Below are 21,989 nucleotides of genomic sequence, written 5' to 3'. Positions count from 1 at the left end.
CTCTCGGATTCGGCCCCGAGAGCTTTTTTGTTGCTTAAAAGATTTCAATAAGCTAAAATTAAATTGTTCCAGATAAATACTCATTTTCACTCCTCGGTACTACCCTAATCTTCTAGCTCTCGGCCCCCAACCGAGGGCTTTTTTAGTATACTTATACAAGGAATGTGCTATTATGTAGTCGTGAGCAGTAGCCGTTCTCCTCCAAGTCAATTGCTACTATTCACACATACGTTTCGTTTTTTCATCCTTTTGGCCCTTGGACTGGTCTCTGAGGGCTTTTTTGTTGCACTTTGTATAAGCTTATATGATAATTGATGTTAAAAGGAGGTAATATCTATGAGTTTAGATGGTAAAGTCGACAGCACCAAGGACAAGATCTCCGGTAAAGCAAAAGAAGTTGAAGGCAAAGTAACAGGTGATAAAGCTCGCGAAACACAGGGCAAAGCAGAAGGCATACTTGGTAAAGCCAAGGAAAAGCTTGATGATGCCAAAGATGCTGTTAAAGACACAGTAGATGATGTGAAAAGCAAGCTCAGCACAGATAAAAAAGACTAATTAACTGGCCGGCAAAGTGTCGGCTTTTTTGTTGCTTTTTTAAACCTGTACAAATCCGGTACCAGAGCTTTACGTATTTGATAAACTCATCTGCTATACTGATCGTGCAAGGCAAGCCACCCTTGCAATCACATTTACTTCCCTCATGCATGCCTTCAGCCTGGGTAGCTGGAGGTTTTTTGTTGCGACGAATTGTCAACTCAAGTGCAACTTTTTACCCATGAAGACTTCTGATGGCGTCTTCCAGCCTAAGACCTTGCGTGGTCGATTATTCAGTTGTTCAATGTAAGTCTCAATTTCCTGGTCGCTCTGAAGGTCTAGGTCTGTGTTCTTGGGAAAGTATTCTCTAATCAGTCCGTTGGTGTTTTCGTTAGTTCCTCGTTGTTGAGGCGCGTGTGGGTCAGGAAAGAAGACCTTTGTATTCAGGCGTTCTGCCAGCTCCCTGTACCGGGCAAACTCCCTTCCACGGTCAGGAGTCACTGTTCTTACTCGGTTAGCTGGTAAGGCACCAAGCAGCTCAATCATGACGTCTCTAACAGTGTCAGCTTTTGCGTTGGCCGTTCGCTTCGAAAGCAGATAGCGTGATTTACGGTCAACTAATGTTACTAATGCAGAGTGTCCTGTTTTACCGCGTACTGTATCGCCTTCCCAGTGACCAAACCAGCTGCGATTTTCTGCCGACCGGGGTCGGTCGTGAATTGATGGCACGTCATTGAAGCGCCCCCGGCGTTCATTTATGGTGCCTTTGATTTTGCGCGTCTTGCCTCGGTGTCGAAGCAGCCTTGGTAGCCCGCGAGCACCATGGCTCTTCAATGGAACGCCGAGATTATCTAGGTAGATACCTCTGTAGATAGTCGAATAGCTGATGCGAATAGGACTGCCTTCTAGTGACAAGCGACCGGCAATCTGCTCAGGCGACCAATGTAGCACCGTGATATATCGAATGACAGCGTCACGAGTCCCCGGTCGATCGAGGATCCGAGGACGCCTGCTAGCCAAGCGAACCCGCCGGTAGCGGTCTGAGCGGTGGCTGCCGAATAGCTCCGCCAGCCGCCGTTACGTGCAATTTCACGGCTGACTGTACTCTTGGAACGACCTATCTCTTTGGCGATGGTATCAAGAGTTTTGCCTGTAGAGATACCAAGCAGTATCGATTCACGGTCTTTTAAGGTAAGATGGATGTACGGACTCATAGTCGAGTTCTCCTTGTAGTTGGTCTTGTGGTGATTCCATTTTACAAGGACTCAGGCGATGAGTCTTTTCTATTTGACTAGTTTGTTGCACTTGAATTGTAAATCCGTCGCATAAAAATAGCACCTCACCGTTTGGCGGAGTGCTCGTGTAAATAAAAAGACGCCGAAGCGTCAAAGCCAAATAATATCAACTTTCCCACCCGAAATCTCTGGGCAGTGATCCCCGGCCGAGTCTAAAAACTCGGGTAGTTTAATTACCAGAGGACCATTCTTTAAATCTTCCGTTGATTCCGTCTATCCTCGCCCCCATCCCCATCTTATGTGTATTAACTGATTTTCCCGAATCGATTTCTGCCACATAATCTTGCAATTTGCTTTGAACTATAACTATGTCACTATATGTTCTAATCTCGATTTTGTTGGTAATCGAGATGAACTCCTTAGTGACGGCATCTGGATTCACACCTGGAGGAGTCATAGTAAAGAACTTTTGCTCATTTTCCTCAGGCAAGTACTCACGTTGAATATAACCTGCGTCAGTTTGTCCAAATGCCAAAGCCATGATTTTGTTACCATTAACTCCGCAAATAACAACAATTTGATTTACGCAATTTCCATCTATGTCTTTTGCCTCCTTTAACGTTTCCTTAACAAACTGTTGGATCACATTTACGTAAAGTTGCCAGTTTAACTGAGCTCCGTTGCTTTGAACATGTAATCGCTTTATGAAGTCCTTTATTATGTCAGCAACTTGAGCGTTTCCTGTAGTTGCAATCAAAATGTTTGATTCGGCTAACATAAATTTTTTATAGTTTTCCCCAACCGTTTTTGCTCCTTGAGACATTCTTCCATCTGCCACAATTGAGCAAAAGTCTTTAGTCAAAAATCCAGAAATAAAGCTCATTTCTAATCACCTCAAAAAAATAGTACCCCAGCGTGAACTGGAATACTACATTGAGGTGATATCTGTGCTTCATATGTCTGCTGCTCGCTCTCCCAGTGTCAGATGGGGTCATCGCAAGCTGTGTCCGGTCGCTAAACTGGACAATGAGGCCGGTGGGATTTGGTCCCACAACATCTCGTTTCTTCGGCCTCGTTCTATGCCAAGCCGCTAGACATAGACGACAAATGCCATATCACACATTTGGGTATCCTAGCATTAGTCTTTTAACGCACCTCCTGATATTTTAAGCGGCACTTCTTTATCAGGTCGGGTTGCCAAAGTTCAGATTTTACGCCTTAGTTTGGCAATGTGGCATGCGGGAATCGAACCCGCCTGACTATCTCAGCCAGTCCATTTGCCACGCCTTGCCACAGCTTTATCATCACTGAGGCTCGGAGGAAAAACGCGGTGTCTCAGGTTTCTCACCTTTGGCACAATAACATAATAAGGCAGAAAAGCGTGTTTTTTGTTGCATCATTGTTGCACGGATGTTGCATCTAGTTTCACTAGCGGACATATTTCAGCAAAAGCATAGAGAGCTTCTTGTGTTTGTCGCCAAAGGGTCGTTCGGTCAACATGCAAGTGAGCGGCTAACTGAAGGCTGGATTTACGTGTCGTCTTTGGAGTCAGATAGCTCTCAACTAAAATGATCCGGTAGTCTTCATTCTCTATAGATTCAATAGCGCCTTCACAGCACGCTATATAGTACAGCTCGTCAGCGTGCGATACGAGCTTGTCCTCGGCTTTATTTCCATAGCTAGGTGACTTAGGCATGCCGTCCATCACGGGACTTCTGAGCGCTATTTTGGTGCGTTGAGCGAGCCGCTTGTGATGCCAGTAGTTCCCCAAGACCTCTTTGGCGTTTTCAATTGTTTTATCATGATCAATTGGGCTAAAATATCTCGTTGCTCGCACCACTGCGTCCACTCCTTATGGTATGATTTGGTTGGGTTTGTAGGATAAGCGTGCCTTCGTGGTGCGCTTTTGTTTTTTGTGATATACCTGCTGTTCAAATAATTCGATTTGTTAGACTGAGTCGTCCTGTTAATCCAGGGCGACTTTTGCTATACTACCTTTGGTGATGCTTTCTTATGCGTGTTAACCTTATAAGTTGGGGGAACAATCTGATTCAAGCACCTCCCGCGCGTTGCTTATGTGACGCGCTTTTTGGTATACTGCATACGGAGGCCAACTCCTTTTAAATGATTCCATTTGCTATCAATCACGTGTACGTTTGGCCTCCAGAGCGCGTCAACACCCGGCGCGCTTTTTTGATGCTTTTAAATGTACTTTCAACATGTGCGTTTGCTATACTGTCATTGGAGGCCAACTCCTAATCTTTGATTTCATTTACTCTCAATCGTACGTCTGGCCTCCAGCGCGTCCCTCATCAGGCGCGCTTTTTATTTACATTGAATCAGGATTATTCCTGCTAATATTTAAGTTCGTTTGGATCGTCAATGTTGATTGGCAAGGTTAATACAATCCCGCCAGAAACTTCTGCAGCAGCTTCAGCGTCATGCCTTAGCACAAATAGTTTAGATGAATCAATTTCGCTTGATGTATTAAATTCCTTGCTACATTTGCTGAAGTAAGATACATATTGCTTTTTGCCAATTCTGACGATGAAGACCGTGCTGCCAATTTGAACCGTCTTGCTGCGCCTATTGCTAACAAAATGATCAAAAAGCAGCCAAAAGAAGTATGCACATATGACTACAGTAATAACCGCGCAAATAAGTAGCTTTATTAATAACGAATTCATTTCATTTTCCTCTTTCCCAGTTAGCCCACGCCCATATTGAAGCAACTGCGATGAGCAAGATGACGGCAATCATTGCTTTGCTTCCAGCCTACGTCCGCACATCGGACAATAATTGATTGCAATCGGTTCATCAACCTCAGCGTTATCAAATCCGACTGCGGTGCAGGTGTGTATTGCCGCACCATTTATTTTTTCAGGATGAACTCCGTCCCAACAGTTCCCACCAGACATACCTATTCGCAGAAAACTACCATCTTCTGCTTCAATAGGTTTATGCGGCTCTTGGCAATACTGACAGCTTTTCTGTTTCTTGGTTAAGGGGGTCGAATTCGACTCCCTTTCCACTTTATTAGCCATGTTATGTCTCCTTACGCAAGTACTGTCACGTGCTTGCTAAATTTTACAAGCTTCTCACTAAGGTATTCGGCAACAAGATCAATTGCTGTGTTCCGCCACGCATCACCGTCAGCACTAAAGAGCGCCAATTTTGGACCTTCATGCATCCGAAAGACAAAATCACTTTCCTGTTGCTCAACTTCCAGAAATGTACGATATGGCCGTAGTGAGATTGGATTCGGGACAACTACCTTGCCAACGGATGCCACACCACTGCGTGCGGTTGCAACTTGGCTTACACCGTCATCAACCATCGTCTGTGCAGATTCGTCTTTAAGATTACCAACAAATTTAAGCAACACTTTGCCATCCTCAGTGGTCATGAACTGTGCCTGCAGTGCGATGATGAATGATTCCGAATCCAGCCATTGACCGTATGGGTAGCAGGGATGCATTGCCTTGGCCTTGATCAAGACTTCCCGGTTGCCAAAATCATCGAGCTCTCCTAATACGAATACGCTGTTCTCATCGACTACTTGCACAATTAAGGGACTGGCAGAACGTTCGCTGACCTTCCCGATATAATCGACAACTGCAGTCAATGTGTGAACTTGTAACGCTTCGTTTGCTCCATCATTTGGTCTAAATTCCCTTATATCACCGTTACCATTAATCAAAAATTGACGATTTTTGTTTCGATAATTCGTTTACCATTTGCAGTAACTGCCTGTTCTGCTGTGAATTTAAGTGCATCTGCTTCTGTTGTCATATTAGTTGGCCTCCTTGGCGTTCTTGATTTTTCGGAAATCAATCGGTGCGTCTGTTACCTTATCGTCTTTAATTGGGATACCTTTGTCGTCTTTTAGCGTACTATCATCTGGGTCGAAGTATTCCTGCCCTCGTGTACCTGACTTTAACTCGTTCATTTCCATATATCCGTCCTCGCCACGTCCAAGCAATACATTGGTGGTGACACTGATGTCTGGTACTAGCGTTGTTTTGACATCGGTTGTAAGCTTAACGACTCCGCTATCGTCAGGCTTAAAGTTAAGCGCAATGGTAACTTTTCGTGCTTTGCTCTGATCAGTATTAGGATCAAGAATGTTATTGGCAACCTGGGCCAATGCCTTTGTCAACTTTTCTTTAATGGCCCCATCAGCCAGTTCGTTCAGATTCAAATTTAATTTATCCATAGTATTTCCTCCTACTTTTTCTTTGCTAAATTCAAGCTTGTTCTCCTCAAAATAGCTTTCCGTCTCGTGACTCCAATGCCTTGATAACTCCAAATGTCCTTAAACAGTCATCTAGCGCGTTGTGAGTACGGTTTACTGGTATGCCTAGAACATTCGCCAGTCCTTGCAGCGGAGGCGTAGCATTAAAGCTATACCGCTTTTCAACGATGTCTGCGATGTCGATAAACTTCCAGTTCTTGGGGATGCCATGTGACCCCTTTTTAAATGTTTCTCTGATGCGGCCCGCATCGCCTTCAATCGACCAGCCCACAATGTCAATCGTAGTTCTCATCCAGGCCACGTAGTCACGCACTGTTTGCTGCAGGCTTGGTAAAGCTAAATAGTCGCTGTATCGCATGTTACTTGTCCTAATGATGTGAAGCTGATCAAATTTATCTGGTGATGGAATGAATCGGTTGAACTGATCTGCAATGTGCAGACCGTCTCGAATTCTGACTGCTGATATTTGAATTGCTCGATTACTGGTTGAGTTAAACTCCGTGTCCATAATCACGTATTCTTTCATCAAGGCAACGCCTCTTTTCGCTGATCTAGGATTCCTTTAACGCCAAAGCTATTTCCTTGGCCGTGCTTGGCCATACGGGACATAGTTCGCTCGCCGTACCTCTTATTCAGATCTTGTCCGTGCAAATTGGTTGTCACGATAGTTGCTTTGTCTTCCCGCATTCTGAAAACATCATCAGCCGTCTGGCGTTCAAAATCACTACCACGCTCGGAGCCTAGATCATCGATCACAACCACATCAGCCTTGCCAATCTCATGCATAATTTTCTCGTTCTTCATTCGCACATCTTGTGCATTAGCACTCATGCCAGACTTGAGTCTCTGCATTAAAGCGTTCCAGTCAATAAAAAGGCATGTTTTGCGATAACCGGTCTTGGCCTGAGTATCAATTAATATGCCGTTAGCAATATGTGACTTGCCAACTCCTGTGTCACCGATAATCAATGCGTGTACAACCTCGTTACGGCATATTTTGTTAGACAAACCGACAGCGAAGAGTTTCAACTGCTGCTGTCCAAGGCTGCCATCTGTATGGAAGTTGTTGAAATCCTTTGCAATAATCGCGTCTGTACTAAATACCGAATAAGCTAGGTAGTATCCAACGGTGCGGTTCTTGCGGGCCTCTTTTTCCATATCTGGCGTGACGTTTTTAGGCTCCGTGGGTGGCTGTTTATAGCCACAATTCATGCACACTCCGGCCATTTTTTTACCGGTTACTTTGCTCAATCCCTTCGGGCGATACAAGAGGCTGCCACAATCGGGACAACGTTCAGCAAATGTTTCGATCGCTGCTAAACGTCCTTGATTAGTTTCAAGATTGCTCATCACACGCCTCTTCTCTACCAAGGTAAGTCTTCATCTTGGACATCCCCTTGGTTTTGATAAACGTCTGTAGATGCTTGCCGTGACGTTGATTTTGACTTTTGGCGTTGTGTTCGTTGGGCTTCATAGGCCGTCACTGCCTCTAAACTAGTAAGCCTTAAGGATTCCCAATTTTTTAAAATGGCATTGACATAGCTATAACGACGCACGTTATTGTCAATTGCGTTGCTCATGGCCTGTTTGACTACCTGAACTGCCTGCTCGTCAGTTGAGCCAATCTTCTTGAAATCATCTACCCAGTACATGAGGTCTTCACGGTTCTTTGGGCTGATAAAACCAAAACCGTTTTTCTCCCAAAAATTAATGAGCTCCGGTTCCCCTAATGTTGTTGTATTATTAATACTTGTATTATTTTCTGGACAGTTTTCTGACCGGGGGTGGGTCAATTTTCTGACCGAGGGGGGTAAGTTTTCTGACCGAGGGGCTAAACTAATAAATCTTTGTTCAACCTCCTTACTTCCACTTTTATATTTGATGACTCTGCGGATATATGAATTGTCTTCGAGACACTTTAGCCAACTTTTGATAGTGCCGATGCTAACCGAATAGAGCTTTGCGAAATAGTCATTCGATGCCCAGCAGTAACCGTTCTTATTGGTGAGTGCCGTGATCTCGCCATACAAGAGCTTGGCTCCTTGTGGCAGCTGTTTGTCATAGCGCACACCTGCTGGGATGATTGCATAGTAACCAGGCTTCTCATTCATGATCGACACCGCCTTCATGAAAGCATTGATCGGCAATGTTTTGGCGAACATCCATTAAGTCTGCTTCGAATTTGATCATATCGAGTGATGTTTGACCCAAGATATCCATGTATTTTTTAAAGTTGTCTTTTAGGAACAGCCGGTCTTGAATCTTCTCACCATCGGTCATGTGAGGATCATCATCCCTGAATAGATCGCACTTGGTTTCTGCCCATTCTCTCAAATAATCCAAAAGGTACTGATCAGTTCTTACTTTGTATGCAAGTGATTCAAGACGGTTAAGTTGCTTGCCAATTTCTCTGGCCATTGTTTTACCTCATTTCTTTCTGTGATATAATGAGGTCAATCAATGTGAAACCTCATTTTTGGCCGTTAAGTGTGCTAGCGCTTAGCGGTTTTTGTTTTGCCAATTATTTCGTTGATTAAGCTGTGAATAGAGCATATTGTTTGCTCCCTTTTGTGCGATAATCACGAAGAGGTGATTAGAATGAATAAATACGAACTCTTTTCCAGCGTCGTACAAGCTCTGACTTCGATAGTGGCTGTTGTTCTATCAACAATTGCTTTAATACGAAGTTCTAAATCAGAACGTGATGCAAACAAGCCGTACATCGTTTCTTTTCTTAAAGTTGTCAGATCTTCGCAAACTACAATAATTTACCTAATGATCAAGAACTTTGGCCGAACAGGAGCAACAATCTTATCAGTCAAGGCTGATCCGGCTATTGACAGTGGGCAACTAAAGTTTGAAAACAACCCTTTTGAATTATTTTCTAATCAGCTGATAGCACCCGACCAGACCTATGCAGCCGTTATTTCAGTCAAAAACTCAGAAATTGAGTTAAAAACCAGAAAGTTTTCTTTGTCCATAACTTATTCAGATGAGTTTGGTAAAAAAGAAACAAAAGACTTTTTGCTTAACGCTGATGTGGCCACGTCCTTCGACCACATCACGCCGGTACCAACAAAAACAGATGAAGTAGCGAAATCCATTTACATAACGAGCGCGGAAAGACTATTTAATCAGTTTTAATTCAGCGTATTGATCAAGATCTATCAAGTCTAAAATTGCTTTTGCTTCCGCAAGATTGCTCGTATGCCTACTCAAAGTCGCGACAATACCATCAACTGCCATTTGAACATCATTGGCCGAAACACTAATACCATCGCCAAATATTGGAGAATATTTTTTGTTCAATTTGGTCTCCGGGCTATTCAATTCACTTCCTCCAATTTCCGCTGTGGCCTAAGCAGTGGCCAACGATCACGCCGAAGCCACCAGCAATTAGTAAATAACCAATCATTATTTACCCTTCTCTCTAAGCGACCTTGAAATCTCTGGGAACCATTTGTCTAAGAACCTGTCTAGTATCTGCTGAATCTGGTAGAATTGTGGAAAACCGACTGAGGAGTTTGTCATGCCAGATTATCCAAGCAATATTTCTCGAGCGCAATTTGCGTTAATACAACCTGATTTAGAAAACTTCCGTAAGCATACAAGACCGCGTCGTTATGATCTTTATGACGTATTCAATGCCATCCTTTACTCGCTTACTACAGGGTGTCAATGGCGTGAATTACCGCACGATTTCCCGGAATGGCATACCGTCTACCGCTATTACGATATGTGGCGAGATAAACCAGACCCGACAGCTGATTCGCTATTAGAAAGGCTTTTAAAAAAACTGTCGCTTCCTATCGTTTTGCACAGGGCCGATCGGCCCGAACGTCGTTTGTGATTGTTGATGCTCAAAGTGTTAAAACTACTGATTTAACGAAAAATAGTGGCTACGATGGCGGCAAAAAGATTTCAGGGATTAAGCGTCATATGGCGGTTGATATTAATGGTTTACCACAAGCCATTCTCGTGACACGAGCTAATGTATCAGATCGTTCAGGTGCATTGGCTATGTTTAGTTTGGCTAGCCAAAATTTAGAGCTGGTTCAGTATGTCATGGTTGATGGTGGCTACACTGGCAATGACTTTGCGGATCAGGTGAAGCTCATTTTGAATGCTAAGACGACGGTAGCTAAACGCAACGAGTTGCATATGTTCACGGTGTTACCGCAACGATGGATCGTTGAACGTTCATGGAGTTGGCTAGACAAATGTCGGCGACTTTGGAAAAACTGTGAACGCGCCCTTAACAGCAGTCTTCAAATGGTTGTATTGGCCTTCTTGAACATAGTTCTTAAAAGATGCTAGACAGGTTCTAAGAAGTCGAGCCATGGTTTCGGATGAAACAGATACCCCTTTTTGCCAGGCGGTGGATATGAAACCACGGTATCTTGCAAGAACTTGTGGAAGCGTGGGACGTTCAAGATATTGTTAACTACCCACGTGTTGTTATGTCCTTCGACATAGCTTGTTGCGGTGGTGAGCGTCCACATGCCTCGTGCTGCTAGCTTGCGTTTTAACTCTTGGTTCTCCTCAATCATCTTTGCCAGTTCTTCTTCTTCAACCGCTAAATACTTTTTGCTTGAAATCTGATCATCTTCAACAACCTGCAACAACGGCATGGCATTTTCTCCTTTCCTGTGATCGCCTCCTGACGGATAATGAAACCGAAAGGAGGTGAATCTTCATGGTGCAAGTCCCTTATTATGACAATCCGGGCGGAGCTCTAGCTGTTACAGTCGAACTTCCGCACGCTGCGAACGTTTACTTGGTGGATCAAGCAAACTTCAACGCTCACCAACGTGGTGACCTCTTTACATATTTCGGAGGTCACTATGATGAGTCCCCAGTTACAATTCGGGTTTCTGGAGCTGGCCGTTGGTATCTGATTGCCGAAAATGGGTCAGGCGAACAATACCGTTACACCTGGTCTAAATAGTTGCGTTGTTCTGATAGTGAGACTTCACACGTGCTACAACTGATTCAAAGTTGGCAAATGTGAAGCCTTTTTGTTTGAGAAGATCAATGACCATTCCAGTTACTTGGTCTTCAACATCTTTGTCCTGTACTTTAACGACATTGGTTAACTTTTCCTTTGGGCGTTCATTCATTTAGATAGCCTCCTGTTGTTGGTCCTCCAATAATGAAATCTCGCGTGCTTTCATGAGAGTTGCTGTTGATGGCGTCCAATTCTGGATAAAGTCATCAGCCTTATCGAAGTCTTTCTTACGTAACTGTGTACGTGTCTTGATTCCGATGTAGTCATTTAGTCCGTGGTTAATATCGCGATAAAAGAGGCTGCGCTGTTTTGCGTTGAGTTTGCAGTGATGTACGTCCAGATAATTTGCAACAGCTCGATTGACTTGTTTGCTGATGTAGTTATATTCACCTGGTGCCAGCAAAGCCTTCTCTTCCAGATCAGTTACACGACCATCAAGCTTTTCAATCCGTTTTACAGTTCGAGTAGCAACTTCCATGGTTAAAGCAAGCTTTTCTTCTGGCGTCTGTGGAAGCCGTGTTTTCGGATTAAAGTAGTTCTCCTCCAGACTGTCGAACATATCCCAAGCCTGATCTGTACCAAGCATTTTTGAGTGACGTGCGGCGCCGCGGCGAGTCCAGAGATATAGAGCACTTGCATTTTTCCCAACGAACCCACAATTTGTCGGTTCGTTCTTGAATGCCCGAAGTTGCTCCCCTTCCAGCTTGAAGAAGTGCTTTCCTTCAATGAACTTATTCGAGTTTCGTTTAAAGTTCATTTGAACGACTCCAACAGTCGTTCCGTACAATTCTGCAAGTTGTTCGGTGGTCAGTACACGCTGGCCGTTTTGTTCAATTGGTTGTGGTTCATTCAATGCGTTTCCTTCTTTCATGAATTTTCATAGTTTGCTGCCCTCCGTCAGTGGGATAATAGTTCATAAGGAGGGAATGTAATGTCCAAACCAATTGATGCCGTAGCTGTTGAAAATATATCTAAAATCTTGGGAGAATATACGACTGGGCCCAAAATCACCAAAATGTTTTCTTTGCTTGGATTTTTCGATTATGATCTTCAAAGACAAACTGACAATCAATGGTTCAAAGCGTCTACCAAATGGCGTCGTTTAGACGAAACAATTAGGCACGAGTGTAATGCTTCACACAATAGTCGCCCCTTTTTTAGAGCCATCCAGTACATTGCTCGACCTCAAGACTTTATTTCAAAGCCAGAAGAATGGGGCCGCCTACGATATGAGATAAATGAATGCCTTATTTTTTATGGTTATTGTTTGGATGACAGTGGAAGAATCGCATCAGCAAAAACCGCGACTACGTTTTCTGAAGCCCAGCTACGCTTAAAAACTCTTAGCGCTCGACTTACAGAACTCAATGTTCACCCTCTAGTGATGAAATTCTGCAACGAACAATTTCTTCAAGGCGACTACTTTCACGCCATCTTCGAAGCAAGCAAGGGTGTCGTTAATCGAATTCAGCAACTTTCAGGCATACAAAAAGATGGCAATAGTTTGGTAAGCACCGTGTTTTCGGACAAGCAACCAATACTCGTTATTAAGGGCAACATGCTTGCAACGGAAACCGACAGAGACATATATTCCGGATTACGTAACCTTCTTAGAACCGTAATATTTCTTTATCGAAATCCCAAAGCCCACACCCCTAAGATTTACGATCCCTCCAGTGTCGATGATGCTGTCCAAGCGTTTGTTATCATGTCCGCAGCACAGACAATGCTTGATTCAGTTGTTAATGTCAGAGACTTCCTCTAGCCTTGTTGCCACCAGAAGGCCCAATACCGCCATCCCAAGGATGCTAACTTGGAATGTGGCTTTTGGGTTTCTTTTTTGTAGTTCTTGACTAACAGCAGACTCAAATAGATCTAACGTTTTGGACGTAACCACTGGAAGCTCATTGCGAATTGCATCAATCGGCTTGATCATTTATCTTCCTCCCTATTCCACATGAAGTTTGATTAGCCCGTTCATACCGTCATCTTCTTTTGCTGTGACTGCTTATATTTGACGTATTCAATAGCTCGCTTCCAACGGTCTTTGTCGATCTGATTAGCAGTTAATCCCTGACCGTCAGTCATCTTTTTAACCAGAATTGCCATTACCTGATCACTGATACCGAGAAATTTCGCAATGTCGAGCTGTGACAAATTCAAATGTAATAAGTAGCCTTTCCAGTCATTACGATTAGCAGTCCAATTGAGCTGAACGTTTACCATGTACTCACCTCCCTTACATTTAAAGAATCAATCAAGTTGTTGCATTAATTTATCACGAGTGGTAAATTAATGGCATAGCAAATAAGACAGATGATCTACTTATCCACCGTTATCGCCAAAGACATGGATGGATTAGCTTGTTGATGTTTGCTTAATTACTTGATGAATTCATAGTAAACCACACGTGATAAATTGTAAACCACTTGTGATAAATAATTCGTCATGACCGGGAGAACTCGTCTCATGAGTACTTACGACAGAATAAAAACACTAGCTTCAAATCGAGGGTGGTCACTCCAAAAATTAGCTCTGAAAGCAGGTATAGGCATTAACAGCATCTATCGATGGAAAAAGATGACCCCATCTACCGAGAATGTTCAGAAAGTTGCTGATGTTCTTCAAGTTTCTGTGGATTATTTACTTGGCAATACGGATAACCCCAATCCTGACAATGAAGGTTCTAAACCTGTTGATCTGTCAGGAACAAACATCTTTACCTATCAAGGACAGCCTGTTCGCCAAGACGATTGGGAAATCATTCAAGCTATTTTGGAACGACGCAATAATAGCAGCAAAAAGCGTGATCGTCATGAATGATCATATAGAGGACTTGTTGAATCAGGTGATTGACTATGCTTGGGATCACAATATAGGCTGCTCGACTATCCCCTTACACGAGGACCAAGGCCCTTTGGTTGATACAGAAGCTCGCCTAATTATTCTTAACAACAAATGGCCGAATGCAAATGAGTTGCCATTTCAAGCAGCTCATGAATGTGCACATATTCTCAACGGGGATAACGGTAAGCTTCGATACACAAATCAATACACTAAAAGCCGTACAGAGAATGGAGCCAACCAACGTGCGCTATCAATTATCGTTCCAATGTATTTCGCAGACATTCCAGAAGAATCAGCAAACATTGACCAATTCATGAATGATTTAGCGATACCGCAATGGTTAGAGGATTCTGCCGTTCAATGCATTGAACGGTTTTATGAAAACTACTGACTGTTCATTGTTGAATTAGCTTGCAACCAACTGGTAAAAGCAGATGATATCAGTATAATCGGAAAAGTCATTAATTAATTGTAGAAAGATGTTGATGTTGGATTATGACAAAAATATGCACATTATTAGATACTCAAGACTCTCAGATTTCTGAATGAATGAATCTGTTACCGGAAGACCAGGTTGATGCAGGGCAAGCATATGATGGTCTCGGCAACTCCGAAATTATTGATACTGCTTTTGAAAATAAGATATGGCAACTAAGTAAGTTTGCTGCCTTAAATCAACCAGTTTCAGTCGATATTGATGGGAAAGTATATGCCGAAATTAGGCAAACTAAGTACTTCATTGGAAAGATACCGAACGACAAAGTCAAAACATTCTCAGCCTTGTATCTAAATGACAAAGTGGAACTGTGGGTATCTATACACGGGGGGACATATAAACAAACAAGTACACGAAGCGATGGTTCTATTACTGTCAAAACTTATAGAGCCCCAGTAACTTTAAAACTTATCGCCGAAGATCAGCAACCAGCTAAGACGCTCAACAATAATTCCGGTGAAGAATGGTCTGAAGTCGGCAAAAAAATGTACGCAGCAAAAAGAAAGCCTTATTGCCTGAATTGTAAACATCAGCTTAAAGGCGAGCGCTTTTGCCCCAACTGCGGGGCTAAAATAATTTATCCAGGTGAACATCAGAACGGTATGCCAATCAATTCATGGGAAAAAGTTGCCAATGGTGCTGATAAGTTTTCACAATCAGTTGACAAAACCGGGAAATTTTTTAGCGACTTCGGTTGTGCGATGACTTTAGGATGCACAATACCAATTATTATAATAATTATACTGTTCGGTCTTATTTAGTCCCTTCCCCAACGCAAGCGGCGTCTCCGTGCAAGCCGGAGAGTGGGGCTTGTGCCACATACCAAGTAAAGGATGTGAGTCATCATGCTAAAAAAGATAGTTGCCATCTTACTCATTGTTTTGTTGGCTGGCGCAACAACCGCTTGCGCTAGTGATCAAGACGATGATCAAAATGTCGAGCAGTTTAACTGAGTGTTGGCTGGATACAAAAAAACCCCGGCCGCTGTGGTCGAGGAGCAATTAGATTATGTGGAGGAAAAGAAATTGCAAAAAGACAACTCAGATAAAGCTAAAAGTTTGCCAAATAAAAAATCCGGCCTCTTTTTTGACAGAAATGTACAAAATCGTTCAATCAAATTAGTTCACAAAGACCCTGTTCCCCCCAAACCAAAGATGCCGGATTCGGCATCTTCTAAGAATAAGGATTGATTCCGATAATATAAATTTTCAATTGTCGGTCGAAGTCAATGATTTGTTCACTGTTTTGTGGAGACTCATCATATTTTTTCTGTGCCAATTTCACGGTCCAATCCTGTCCATATGTCATCAACCCGATTTGTTGAGTTGGGTCGTCGCTTCCAGGTAGGCGATTGGCGTAACCACTAGAGATAAGCTTGTCGTTAAAGTCGAAAATGATGACAAGCTTTTCCTCACTGTATTCTTTATTTTTTAATGCCTCAACTAGCGGCGACCCTGGCAATACGGTGGCAACGTGAAATTGTTCTTGTATCCATATCAGGCATGAATTTCCTAGCTTAATTAAGAAATAGTAAGTGAAGGCTAATGGAACAGACAAAATCAGCGTAACTACGAAAAGGCCAAATTCACTCCAGAAGCTGCGACCAACTGTTCCCCAGATTTGCTGGTAAATTGCGAGGCCACCAGCAGCATTCAGCATAGATATCAGAATCAAAGCGATAGTACGATCTGCCTGTCTTGCTGGCAAATCGAAATGAATAGCATCTAGCTTATCGAGCCATATGAAAGTCAAGAACCCAGGGATACCCGCTAAGATTAGTTGTTGCATTTCCATGATTTATACTCACCTAATTTCTTTTTGCATGAATTTCATTCACTTGATTATATCACAAAAAGCCACACAGATTGTAGGGGGTAAAGCCTATGAAACCAATTACAGTAATCTCTTATAAGTTTGGCGAAAAAACTTGGAAAAATTTTGAAGGAGAACCGATCAAAAAATATGAGCACTCAGTTCTCCTAGACATTTCAGACACCGAAGTCTTCACTGATAAAGAAAAAACAGAACTAAACGACAAGATCGTTGTCCCCTTTTCTAGAATTAGAGAAAAACGATTCATCAAAGATATTCCGCTCAGTAACGTAAACGAGGCACTTAACAAGAAAAAAGCAGGCAGGAAATAGCGCAAAAAGCGCCTACCCCACCGACCAAAGTGAACGGGTAGACGCCTAACAAATACTCGGAGTCATAAGGCTCTTTGTATACTCGATTTTACCAGAAAAGGAGGCAATTCGCATGGCAACATTTAGGAAACGCGGCAAATATTGGGAATACCGGGTTAAGTATAAGGACTCCGCCGGTAAACAGCTGGTTGCTTCACACGGCGGGTATCGGCTTAAATCATCTGCGCAAGATGCTGCGGAAGCTGTAGAAGATGACCTCAAACGTGGTGGCGATCCATCAAAACAAGACGTTCTGTTACTTGATTATTGGGATCAATGGGCTGAAGCATACCGAATCAATGGCAAGTCAATCAACACTGTATACCGTTACAAACTTTTCAGAAAGCACCTAAAGAGCCGATTTGATGGCCGAAAGCTTAATTCTATTCGACCTATCGAATGGCAGAAATTTATTAACGATTTTGCTGCTGGCAAAGATCGCAAGGAGAAAACCACACGAAAGCGGCCACGTGAGCGTTCGAAAGATATCGTTACCAAGATGAACAGCTATGTTCGTGGGATGGTAAAAGCGGCAATCAATGAACGCATTCTATTTTCTGATTTTACCTTTGGAACGAAGACATCAGGCATGCGCTCTAGTGGGAAAGTAAAGGTGCTAGACAGCCGTGATTTCGCTAAGGTTAAAGCAATTGCTATTGAACGGGCTTCGTACCGCAATATCGGGGCGCTTGCTGTTTATATTGGCTCGATCACTGGCATGCGAATATCTGAAGTGTTGGCTTTAACTTGGCCTGACATCGATACTAAGCTCTGCGTCATTCACGTTACGCGTTCTTGGGATCATTTGTATGGAACAGGATTCAAACCAACTAAAACTGATTCGTCAGTTCGCGACATTGAGATATCGCCCAGCGTCATTGAGCTTCTTAATAAGATCCATCAGGAACAAGCAGCATCTTATCTTCGTACTGGATATCGTGACGAAGACCAGATGATTATGCGTGATCCACGTCACAACGTGATTACAGACAGCGCATGTAACAAAGCCCTGCACGTCATTCAGAACAAAGCTGGGATCCCTGAAGATAAGCAGATCACCTTTCACGGGTTGCGTCATAGCCACGTCAGCTACTTGATCAGCAAAGGCGTCGACATCTATTATATTTCAAAGCGGTTGGGTCATTCAGACGTGACTATTACGATGAAAGTCTATGGTCATTTGTTAGACTCACAGAGAAAACAAGAAGCACATAAGGCCGTGTTATTCATGGATCAGCTATGATTGTGTTTGTCCCCTTTTTGTCCCCCGAAAAATAAAAACAAAGTAACTCTAAAGATACCTAAATTGCTGTAAATGCTGATACATAAGCTTTTTAAAAAGCTAAAATAACCTAAAGAAAGCTAAATAATGCCTCCACCGGGATTCGAACCCGGATCTGTGGTTTCGAGGACCATTATGCTATCCGTTGCACCATGGAGACTTATAACTCCCATTATAGCCATTCTCGAATAATTTGCATCGTCCTATTGCTTCGAAATTTTCAAAGCAGTAAACTTTGAAAATTAAGTTCTACCTTTATAATCCTGAATAAGAGGCCCCCTATGTCACAAATAATACTACTCATTGCTGCATTGTTTTTCTTCACTCGTCATGTCTTTCGTTTCGAAAGAATCTCACGGTTAACATTAGTTATTATACCCGCTTATACCTTAGTGACCGGTATATTATTAGTTTCTCACAAGCGGCCTACCTTTTTGGCACTTGGGGTAACCATCTTGATTGGTGCCATTCTGGGCTGGTTTCAAACAACTGGTCTAAAAATCCACGTTTCTCAAAAACATGATGTCAATGGCCTTCCTATCATTGAAATTCGCCACGGATGGCAATATTTGGTAGACTGGATCGTGATCTTTATTTATGGTCTTGGGTTTGCGTTGCTATCAGGATGGCATGTGGATGTTTTATCGGAACTTAGTGAGGAGATTGAAAAAGATCTTTTCGTATGGAAGAACTTTTCCTCAAGCACATGGAACATCATGATCATGTCAGCCACAGCTAGTCTGGTCTATACATGGCGGCTGTTGCAAAAAGAGCCAAAAATTCAAGCCGTCATTTTCAAAGGAACCCGTCTTGATCATCATGACTAAAGTAAAGAAAGAATCACGGACTGATGCCCATGATCATCAGTTGATGCATACTTGCATTTAATTAGTTTATCAAATGGTCCATATAATTTTTATCCATATAAAAGTGGCCCGATAGCTGACCTTTGTCAGATACCGAGCCACTTTCATTTCATGTTCTATTTCATCAATGCCAGCTGCAAAATTGTACCTTTAATCTTCGAACTTAAACAAGTCCGTTGACAAGTATCGTTCACCGTTATCCGGCGCGACTGTTACCACGCTCTTGCCTTTGCCAAGTTTCTTAGCAATTTCAATGGCACCGAAAATATTGGCGCCGGCAGAGATACCTGGCAGGAAGCCTTCTTCGTGGCTAACGTGACGAGCCATGTCGATGGCTTGGTCGCTGGTGACTTCAATAATGTCTTGGTATAGGTTGGTATCCAAAACGTCTGGGATGAAGCCAGCGGAGATACCTTGGATCTTATGCTTGCCGCCGTGCCCTTCTTTGAGCATTGGTGACTCAGCTGCTTCAAGTGCATAAATTTGCACCTGCGGGTTGATTTTCCGCAACGCCCGGCCAACTCCGGTCAACGTGCCACCTGTGCCGACGCCAGCAACGAAGGCGTCTGGGGTGCCGCCATCAAAAGAACGGATGATTTCTTGACCGGTGGTGCGCTCGTGCACATCCGGATTAGCCGGATTTTGGAACTGCATCGGCAAGAAGTAACCATTTTCCTTGCTGAGTGCCTGAGCTTTTTTAATCGCACCCGGCATGCCATCCGCCCCTGGTGTCAGAATCAATTCGGCGCCATAGCCCCGCATTAACGCACGACGTTCAACACTCATCGTTTCTGGCATCGTGATGATCAGGTGGTAGCCTTTAGCCGCGGCGACCAAGGCCAAGCCGATGCCAGTGTTGCCAGATGTTGGTTCAACAATGGTGCCGCCTGGCTTCAAAACGCCCTTGTATTCGGCATCTTCAATCATGGCCAAGGCAATTCGGTCTTTGACAGAACCGCCGGGATTAAAGAATTCAAGCTTCACATAAACATCTGCTGCATCTTCTGGGACGACACGATTTAGCTTAAGCAAAGGGGTGTTGCCAATCAAACCGGTAATATTATCTGCTGCTGTCACCATATTAAAAGCCTCCATATTAGTTGATTGATTTTCCTAATGATTGTCATTGCGATGATCCGCGACATGTTGAATCCAATTGTCAAAAATCGTTCGTTGCGTTTTCTTCCAATTGAACTTGGGATGATCGTAATCATTTTTGTGATGATAATAATGTTTAGCGCGAACATAGTCGATCTCTGGATGAGCAGCGACTTCACGCTTGTATTCTGAATCCAATCCCCACCGATCGTATTCGATGTGTGAAAAGACGAAAGTTTGCGTATCAGTCGGTTCGGTCACCATGAAGAGTTTGCCTTTCGTCGTTGTCGCGTTAATCGTGAGCCGCGGATCGGCATGAATACCGCGGACATCCATTTCGGCATAGCGTGCATGCGGCGACTTGAAGTCATTTTTGAGTCCCTTCAAAAGTGGGTGCGGCTCAAGAATGGTTTGCGGATAAACGCCAAAAAGTTTATGCGGCAAGATTAGCTTGCTGATGCCAAAAAAGTAATTCAATGCAACCATCCCACCCCAGCAAAGATAGAGCTGATTAGGGACATGCTGACTTAACGTTTTCAACAAGGTTCGAACTTCGGCGATGTAATGCACTTGATCAAATTCCAAGGTTTCAATCGGCGAACCGGTGATGATGAACCCATCCATCTTCGCCACCTCATGAATGTCCAGCGGATCGAGGATTGAACTGACCGCTTCCGGCACCGTCCGTCCGGCGTAATGGGTCATGGGGTAGTAAAAATGCAAATCGACCGGTATGTCAGTGTGCGTCAAAACATGCTGTAGCCGAGTTTTGGTGTCAGCCTTATCATGCATGACGTTCAAAATACCGATCTTGAGTGGCGATTTTTCCAAGGTTCACCTCCTATTCCCTCATAATGACTAATTAACCTTAAAAGAAACTTTGCGTGTGACCGTGGGTAAGAAACCCCACATGTGGTCATTTGCCCGGACACATCAGGTGGATACCCTGACCGTTCGACTGGTGCCAACATCGTTTGAATTCAATGAGGTATTTCATAGTATCCTCCCTTTCAGTACTTATATACTAACTAAATGTAAGGCCAATAACAACCTTTGACGTTGATATATTCGCGAATACTTTTTATTCAATTAGCAGGTGACCGCATGCCCACTCAGTCAGCTTAGAAAACGCTGGCACATGGCCACAGAATGCAAAAAGCCCCGATGTCAGTGTGCCACTGGCATCAGGGCTTTTTTACAAGATCATCTTCTTTTTTGATTTGTCGAAATGACGATTTTAAGCGCGTGGCTGACTGCTTGAATTCGTCTTCTTGCTTACGAGTGCGCGACTGCCGCCGGTTCACCAAACACCGTCTCGCGAATATAATCAACTGGCATTTGTAGGCCTGTCCACAGATGGAAGGCGGCGGCGCCTTGATTGATCAGCATGTTAATGCCGTTATACACGTGGTTCACACCGGCTTCTTTAGCGAGCTGCATAAGCTTGGTTTCGCGCGGTGCATAGACCGTATCAAACACGATCGTCTCTGGCGTAAACCAATCGCCATCAGGCACATTACTAACAGTTTCTAGCGGCTTCATCCCCGCGGGTGTCGCATCAACATAGATAACTGAATCCAAAATGCTAGCCTTTAACGCCGGTTGATCATCGAGTGCAAACAATGTCGCATGGCCTTGTGTTTGGTCATTAATGATGGCCACATTACGTTCGGCATTTTGCCACGAAGCATCACGACGATTAAAAATGTTGATTTCCCGAACACCGTCCAAAGCTGCTTGAATCGCAATCGCTGTCCCCGCACCGCCAGCTCCTGCCAGTGTCATTTTATCGCCGCGAATATCCAAGCCATCGTTGCCCAGTGCTTGCATGAAGCCTGTGCCATCGGTGATATGGCCGGTCAGCACCCCGTGGTCATTGACAATGGTATTCACGGCACCGATCAATTTTGCGGCCGGCGATAGTTTGTCCAACAACGGTATGGCCTTTTGCTTATTCGGCATCGACAAATTACCACCCAAAAAATGCAGGCTGCGCATGGCTTGCAAGGCGTGTGCCAATTCAGGTGCATCAACATCGAAGGACAGGTAGGCATCATTTAACCCAAGTTTTTCAAATGTTGCGTTGTACATTGCTGGCGACATCGAGTGGCCAGCAGGATGCGCCAGTAAACCAGCTAAAACGGTGTGACCGTCAATTTCATCTTTTAATGACATGTTCCGAACT

Annotated in this window: 31 protein-coding genes, 1 tRNA gene and 2 pseudogenes; 12 read left to right on the top strand and 22 right to left on the bottom strand. The window is 43.6% G+C overall.

Features of this window, described 5'->3' with window-relative positions; translation table 11 throughout:
• Positions 1-336 precede the first annotated feature (336 nt).
• Positions 337-555, top strand: a complete 219-nt coding sequence (locus AC07KQ_RS02665) for a CsbD family protein (RefSeq protein WP_003573729.1) — start codon at positions 337-339, stop codon at positions 553-555.
• Positions 556-750: 195 nt separating this feature from the next.
• Here the strand turns inward: AC07KQ_RS02665 and AC07KQ_RS02660 are convergent.
• The 11 genes and pseudogenes from AC07KQ_RS02660 to AC07KQ_RS02610 all read right to left on the bottom strand — a co-directional run bounded on the left by AC07KQ_RS02660 (position 751) and on the right by AC07KQ_RS02610 (position 8,442).
• Positions 751-1,748: pseudogene (locus tag AC07KQ_RS02660) on the bottom strand (IS30 family transposase).
• A 250-nt stretch (positions 1,749-1,998) separates the two neighbouring features.
• On the bottom strand, positions 1,999-2,652 hold the full coding sequence (locus AC07KQ_RS02655) for an Ntn hydrolase family protein (protein WP_003572221.1): 654 nt from the start codon (positions 2,650-2,652) through the stop codon (positions 1,999-2,001).
• 513 nt (positions 2,653-3,165) lie between these two features.
• Positions 3,166-3,609 (bottom strand): ArpU family phage packaging/lysis transcriptional regulator, encoded by a 444-nt coding sequence (locus AC07KQ_RS02650; protein WP_010493154.1) that lies wholly within the window; start codon positions 3,607-3,609, stop codon positions 3,166-3,168.
• A 514-nt stretch (positions 3,610-4,123) separates the two neighbouring features.
• Positions 4,124-4,456, bottom strand: coding sequence for a hypothetical protein (locus tag AC07KQ_RS02645; protein ID WP_010493151.1), 333 nt, complete (start codon positions 4,454-4,456; stop codon positions 4,124-4,126).
• Positions 4,457-4,525: 69 nt separating this feature from the next.
• Entirely contained in the window at positions 4,526-4,813 is a 288-nt protein-coding gene (locus tag AC07KQ_RS02640; protein ID WP_010493149.1) for a hypothetical protein, read from the bottom strand.
• 11 nt (positions 4,814-4,824) lie between these two features.
• Positions 4,825-5,561: pseudogene (locus AC07KQ_RS02635) on the bottom strand (hypothetical protein).
• A 1-nt stretch (position 5,562) separates the two neighbouring features.
• Positions 5,563-5,985: a hypothetical protein gene (locus AC07KQ_RS02630; protein WP_003564822.1), complete on the bottom strand. Its 423-nt coding sequence runs from the start codon at positions 5,983-5,985 to the stop codon at positions 5,563-5,565.
• 46 nt (positions 5,986-6,031) lie between these two features.
• A complete protein-coding gene (locus AC07KQ_RS02625) occupies positions 6,032-6,550 on the bottom strand; it encodes a 3'-5' exonuclease (RefSeq protein ID WP_003574016.1) in 519 nt (172 codons plus the stop codon).
• Positions 6,550-7,374 (bottom strand): ATP-binding protein, encoded by an 825-nt coding sequence (locus tag AC07KQ_RS02620; RefSeq protein WP_003589925.1) that lies wholly within the window; start codon positions 7,372-7,374, stop codon positions 6,550-6,552. The genes AC07KQ_RS02625 and AC07KQ_RS02620 overlap by 1 nt, the downstream gene beginning before the upstream one ends.
• Positions 7,375-7,388: 14 nt before the next feature.
• Positions 7,389-8,135, bottom strand: coding sequence for a DnaD domain protein (locus tag AC07KQ_RS02615; RefSeq protein WP_003589923.1), 747 nt, complete (start codon positions 8,133-8,135; stop codon positions 7,389-7,391).
• Entirely contained in the window at positions 8,128-8,442 is a 315-nt protein-coding gene (locus tag AC07KQ_RS02610) for a hypothetical protein (RefSeq protein ID WP_041168839.1), read from the bottom strand. The genes AC07KQ_RS02615 and AC07KQ_RS02610 overlap by 8 nt, the downstream gene beginning before the upstream one ends.
• A 180-nt stretch (positions 8,443-8,622) precedes the next feature.
• On the opposite strand from AC07KQ_RS02610, the gene AC07KQ_RS02605 reads away from it, so the two are divergent.
• Positions 8,623-9,168, top strand: coding sequence for a hypothetical protein (locus AC07KQ_RS02605; protein ID WP_003586921.1), 546 nt, complete (start codon positions 8,623-8,625; stop codon positions 9,166-9,168).
• Here AC07KQ_RS02605 and AC07KQ_RS02600 read toward each other — a convergent pair.
• Complete coding sequence (locus AC07KQ_RS02600; RefSeq protein ID WP_003572201.1) at positions 9,151-9,354, bottom strand: hypothetical protein; 204 nt, start codon at positions 9,352-9,354, stop codon at positions 9,151-9,153. The two genes, AC07KQ_RS02605 and AC07KQ_RS02600, sit on opposite strands and share 18 nt — an antisense overlap.
• 199 nt (positions 9,355-9,553) lie before the next feature.
• Between AC07KQ_RS02600 and AC07KQ_RS02595 the strand changes: the two genes are divergently transcribed.
• Positions 9,554-10,341, top strand: a protein-coding gene (locus AC07KQ_RS02595) for an IS5 family transposase (protein WP_480156590.1) whose coding sequence is annotated in 2 segments (ribosomal slippage) — positions 9,554-9,821 and positions 9,821-10,341 — 789 coding nt in all. Because the reading frame shifts where the segments join, the coding sequence is not laid out codon by codon here.
• Here AC07KQ_RS02595 and AC07KQ_RS02590 read toward each other — a convergent pair.
• A complete protein-coding gene (locus AC07KQ_RS02590; protein WP_480156589.1) occupies positions 10,338-10,655 on the bottom strand; it encodes a DUF771 domain-containing protein in 318 nt (105 codons plus the stop codon). The two genes, AC07KQ_RS02595 and AC07KQ_RS02590, sit on opposite strands and share 4 nt — an antisense overlap.
• Before the next feature lie 65 nt (positions 10,656-10,720).
• Here AC07KQ_RS02590 and AC07KQ_RS02585 point away from each other — a divergent pair, with 65 nt between their 5' ends.
• Entirely contained in the window at positions 10,721-10,972 is a 252-nt protein-coding gene (locus AC07KQ_RS02585) for a DUF1883 domain-containing protein (RefSeq protein WP_003604448.1), read from the top strand.
• Here AC07KQ_RS02585 and AC07KQ_RS02580 read toward each other — a convergent pair.
• Positions 10,965-11,144, bottom strand: coding sequence for a hypothetical protein (locus AC07KQ_RS02580; protein WP_003572193.1), 180 nt, complete (start codon positions 11,142-11,144; stop codon positions 10,965-10,967). The genes AC07KQ_RS02585 and AC07KQ_RS02580 overlap by 8 nt on opposite strands.
• Positions 11,145-11,903: an ORF6N domain-containing protein gene (locus tag AC07KQ_RS02575; RefSeq protein WP_010493122.1), complete on the bottom strand. Its 759-nt coding sequence runs from the start codon at positions 11,901-11,903 to the stop codon at positions 11,145-11,147.
• 60 nt (positions 11,904-11,963) lie between these two features.
• On the opposite strand from AC07KQ_RS02575, the gene AC07KQ_RS02570 reads away from it, so the two are divergent.
• On the top strand, positions 11,964-12,797 hold the full coding sequence (locus AC07KQ_RS02570) for a TIGR02391 family protein (RefSeq protein WP_003572188.1): 834 nt from the start codon (positions 11,964-11,966) through the stop codon (positions 12,795-12,797).
• On the opposite strand, the gene AC07KQ_RS02565 is transcribed toward AC07KQ_RS02570, so the two are convergent.
• Both AC07KQ_RS02565 and AC07KQ_RS02560 read right to left on the bottom strand, forming a co-directional pair.
• Positions 12,768-12,968: a hypothetical protein gene (locus tag AC07KQ_RS02565; RefSeq protein WP_003572187.1), complete on the bottom strand. Its 201-nt coding sequence runs from the start codon at positions 12,966-12,968 to the stop codon at positions 12,768-12,770. The two genes, AC07KQ_RS02570 and AC07KQ_RS02565, sit on opposite strands and share 30 nt — an antisense overlap.
• Before the next feature lie 41 nt (positions 12,969-13,009).
• On the bottom strand, positions 13,010-13,258 hold the full coding sequence (locus tag AC07KQ_RS02560) for a hypothetical protein (RefSeq protein WP_003574003.1): 249 nt from the start codon (positions 13,256-13,258) through the stop codon (positions 13,010-13,012).
• Between the two features lie 243 nt (positions 13,259-13,501).
• Here AC07KQ_RS02560 and AC07KQ_RS02555 point away from each other — a divergent pair, with 243 nt between their 5' ends.
• The 4 genes from AC07KQ_RS02555 to AC07KQ_RS02540 all read left to right on the top strand — a co-directional run bounded on the left by AC07KQ_RS02555 (position 13,502) and on the right by AC07KQ_RS02540 (position 15,565).
• Entirely contained in the window at positions 13,502-13,855 is a 354-nt protein-coding gene (locus AC07KQ_RS02555; protein WP_003572184.1) for a helix-turn-helix domain-containing protein, read from the top strand.
• Complete coding sequence (locus tag AC07KQ_RS02550; RefSeq protein ID WP_003572182.1) at positions 13,848-14,270, top strand: ImmA/IrrE family metallo-endopeptidase; 423 nt, start codon at positions 13,848-13,850, stop codon at positions 14,268-14,270. Before AC07KQ_RS02555 ends, AC07KQ_RS02550 begins: the two co-directional genes overlap by 8 nt.
• Before the next feature lie 158 nt (positions 14,271-14,428).
• Complete coding sequence (locus tag AC07KQ_RS02545; protein WP_003589919.1) at positions 14,429-15,136, top strand: putative zinc ribbon protein; 708 nt, start codon at positions 14,429-14,431, stop codon at positions 15,134-15,136.
• 192 nt (positions 15,137-15,328) lie between these two features.
• Entirely contained in the window at positions 15,329-15,565 is a 237-nt protein-coding gene (locus tag AC07KQ_RS02540; RefSeq protein ID WP_274991106.1) for a hypothetical protein, read from the top strand.
• Here AC07KQ_RS02540 and AC07KQ_RS02535 read toward each other — a convergent pair.
• Positions 15,549-16,169, bottom strand: coding sequence for a hypothetical protein (locus AC07KQ_RS02535; protein WP_003589914.1), 621 nt, complete (start codon positions 16,167-16,169; stop codon positions 15,549-15,551). The genes AC07KQ_RS02540 and AC07KQ_RS02535 overlap by 17 nt on opposite strands.
• An 89-nt stretch (positions 16,170-16,258) precedes the next feature.
• On the opposite strand from AC07KQ_RS02535, the gene AC07KQ_RS02530 reads away from it, so the two are divergent.
• Complete coding sequence (locus tag AC07KQ_RS02530; RefSeq protein ID WP_003573997.1) at positions 16,259-16,519, top strand: hypothetical protein; 261 nt, start codon at positions 16,259-16,261, stop codon at positions 16,517-16,519.
• A 112-nt stretch (positions 16,520-16,631) separates the two neighbouring features.
• Positions 16,632-17,801, top strand: coding sequence for a site-specific integrase (locus tag AC07KQ_RS02525; protein ID WP_020751437.1), 1,170 nt, complete (start codon positions 16,632-16,634; stop codon positions 17,799-17,801).
• Between the two features lie 127 nt (positions 17,802-17,928).
• Here AC07KQ_RS02525 and AC07KQ_RS02520 read toward each other — a convergent pair.
• Positions 17,929-18,000: transfer RNA gene (locus tag AC07KQ_RS02520), tRNA-Arg, on the bottom strand.
• A 121-nt stretch (positions 18,001-18,121) separates the two neighbouring features.
• Here AC07KQ_RS02520 and AC07KQ_RS02515 point away from each other — a divergent pair.
• Positions 18,122-18,667, top strand: coding sequence for a hypothetical protein (locus tag AC07KQ_RS02515; protein ID WP_013245460.1), 546 nt, complete (start codon positions 18,122-18,124; stop codon positions 18,665-18,667).
• A 189-nt stretch (positions 18,668-18,856) separates the two neighbouring features.
• On the opposite strand, the gene cysK is transcribed toward AC07KQ_RS02515, so the two are convergent.
• The 3 genes from cysK to AC07KQ_RS02500 form a co-directional block, all read right to left on the bottom strand.
• Entirely contained in the window at positions 18,857-19,786 is a 930-nt protein-coding gene (gene cysK, locus AC07KQ_RS02510) for a cysteine synthase A (protein WP_003577893.1), read from the bottom strand.
• A 33-nt stretch (positions 19,787-19,819) separates the two neighbouring features.
• Positions 19,820-20,635 carry a homoserine O-succinyltransferase gene (locus tag AC07KQ_RS02505; protein WP_003601291.1) on the bottom strand — a complete coding sequence of 272 codons (816 nt, stop codon included), beginning with the start codon at positions 20,633-20,635 and terminating at the stop codon, positions 19,820-19,822.
• 444 nt (positions 20,636-21,079) lie between these two features.
• Positions 21,080-21,979 carry a shikimate dehydrogenase gene (locus AC07KQ_RS02500; RefSeq protein ID WP_013245459.1) on the bottom strand — a complete coding sequence of 300 codons (900 nt, stop codon included), beginning with the start codon at positions 21,977-21,979 and terminating at the stop codon, positions 21,080-21,082.
• Positions 21,980-21,989 lie beyond the last annotated feature (10 nt).

The organism is Lacticaseibacillus sp. YLM2-1, assembly GCF_056583465.1.
This window is presented reverse-complemented; position numbering and strand designations above follow the sequence as displayed.

Coding starts and splice junctions, on each gene's coding strand:
- AC07KQ_RS02655 (WP_003572221.1), bottom strand. CDS start 2,652: ATGAGCTTTATTTCTGGATTTTTGACTAAAGACTTTTGCTCAATTGTG.
- AC07KQ_RS02555 (WP_003572184.1), top strand. CDS start 13,502: ATGAGTACTTACGACAGAATAAAAACACTAGCTTCAAATCGAGGGTGG.
- AC07KQ_RS02530 (WP_003573997.1), top strand. CDS start 16,259: ATGAAACCAATTACAGTAATCTCTTATAAGTTTGGCGAAAAAACTTGG.
- AC07KQ_RS02560 (WP_003574003.1), bottom strand. CDS start 13,258: ATGGTAAACGTTCAGCTCAATTGGACTGCTAATCGTAATGACTGGAAA.
- AC07KQ_RS02550 (WP_003572182.1), top strand. CDS start 13,848: ATGAATGATCATATAGAGGACTTGTTGAATCAGGTGATTGACTATGCT.
- AC07KQ_RS02640 (WP_010493149.1), bottom strand. CDS start 4,813: ATGGCTAATAAAGTGGAAAGGGAGTCGAATTCGACCCCCTTAACCAAG.
- AC07KQ_RS02615 (WP_003589923.1), bottom strand. CDS start 8,135: ATGAATGAGAAGCCTGGTTACTATGCAATCATCCCAGCAGGTGTGCGC.
- AC07KQ_RS02645 (WP_010493151.1), bottom strand. CDS start 4,456: ATGAATTCGTTATTAATAAAGCTACTTATTTGCGCGGTTATTACTGTA.
- AC07KQ_RS02580 (WP_003572193.1), bottom strand. CDS start 11,144: ATGAATGAACGCCCAAAGGAAAAGTTAACCAATGTCGTTAAAGTACAG.
- AC07KQ_RS02515 (WP_013245460.1), top strand. CDS start 18,122: ATGTCACAAATAATACTACTCATTGCTGCATTGTTTTTCTTCACTCGT.
- AC07KQ_RS02525 (WP_020751437.1), top strand. CDS start 16,632: ATGGCAACATTTAGGAAACGCGGCAAATATTGGGAATACCGGGTTAAG.
- AC07KQ_RS02565 (WP_003572187.1), bottom strand. CDS start 12,968: ATGATCAAGCCGATTGATGCAATTCGCAATGAGCTTCCAGTGGTTACG.
- AC07KQ_RS02570 (WP_003572188.1), top strand. CDS start 11,964: ATGTCCAAACCAATTGATGCCGTAGCTGTTGAAAATATATCTAAAATC.
- AC07KQ_RS02585 (WP_003604448.1), top strand. CDS start 10,721: ATGGTGCAAGTCCCTTATTATGACAATCCGGGCGGAGCTCTAGCTGTT.
- cysK (WP_003577893.1), bottom strand. CDS start 19,786: ATGGTGACAGCAGCAGATAATATTACCGGTTTGATTGGCAACACCCCT.
- AC07KQ_RS02620 (WP_003589925.1), bottom strand. CDS start 7,374: ATGAGCAATCTTGAAACTAATCAAGGACGTTTAGCAGCGATCGAAACA.
- AC07KQ_RS02590 (WP_480156589.1), bottom strand. CDS start 10,655: ATGCCGTTGTTGCAGGTTGTTGAAGATGATCAGATTTCAAGCAAAAAG.
- AC07KQ_RS02545 (WP_003589919.1), top strand. CDS start 14,429: ATGAATCTGTTACCGGAAGACCAGGTTGATGCAGGGCAAGCATATGAT.
- AC07KQ_RS02535 (WP_003589914.1), bottom strand. CDS start 16,169: ATGGAAATGCAACAACTAATCTTAGCGGGTATCCCTGGGTTCTTGACT.
- AC07KQ_RS02665 (WP_003573729.1), top strand. CDS start 337: ATGAGTTTAGATGGTAAAGTCGACAGCACCAAGGACAAGATCTCCGGT.
- AC07KQ_RS02605 (WP_003586921.1), top strand. CDS start 8,623: ATGAATAAATACGAACTCTTTTCCAGCGTCGTACAAGCTCTGACTTCG.
- AC07KQ_RS02610 (WP_041168839.1), bottom strand. CDS start 8,442: ATGGCCAGAGAAATTGGCAAGCAACTTAACCGTCTTGAATCACTTGCA.
- AC07KQ_RS02630 (WP_003564822.1), bottom strand. CDS start 5,985: ATGGATAAATTAAATTTGAATCTGAACGAACTGGCTGATGGGGCCATT.
- AC07KQ_RS02500 (WP_013245459.1), bottom strand. CDS start 21,979: ATGTCATTAAAAGATGAAATTGACGGTCACACCGTTTTAGCTGGTTTA.
- AC07KQ_RS02575 (WP_010493122.1), bottom strand. CDS start 11,903: ATGAAAGAAGGAAACGCATTGAATGAACCACAACCAATTGAACAAAAC.
- AC07KQ_RS02625 (WP_003574016.1), bottom strand. CDS start 6,550: ATGAAAGAATACGTGATTATGGACACGGAGTTTAACTCAACCAGTAAT.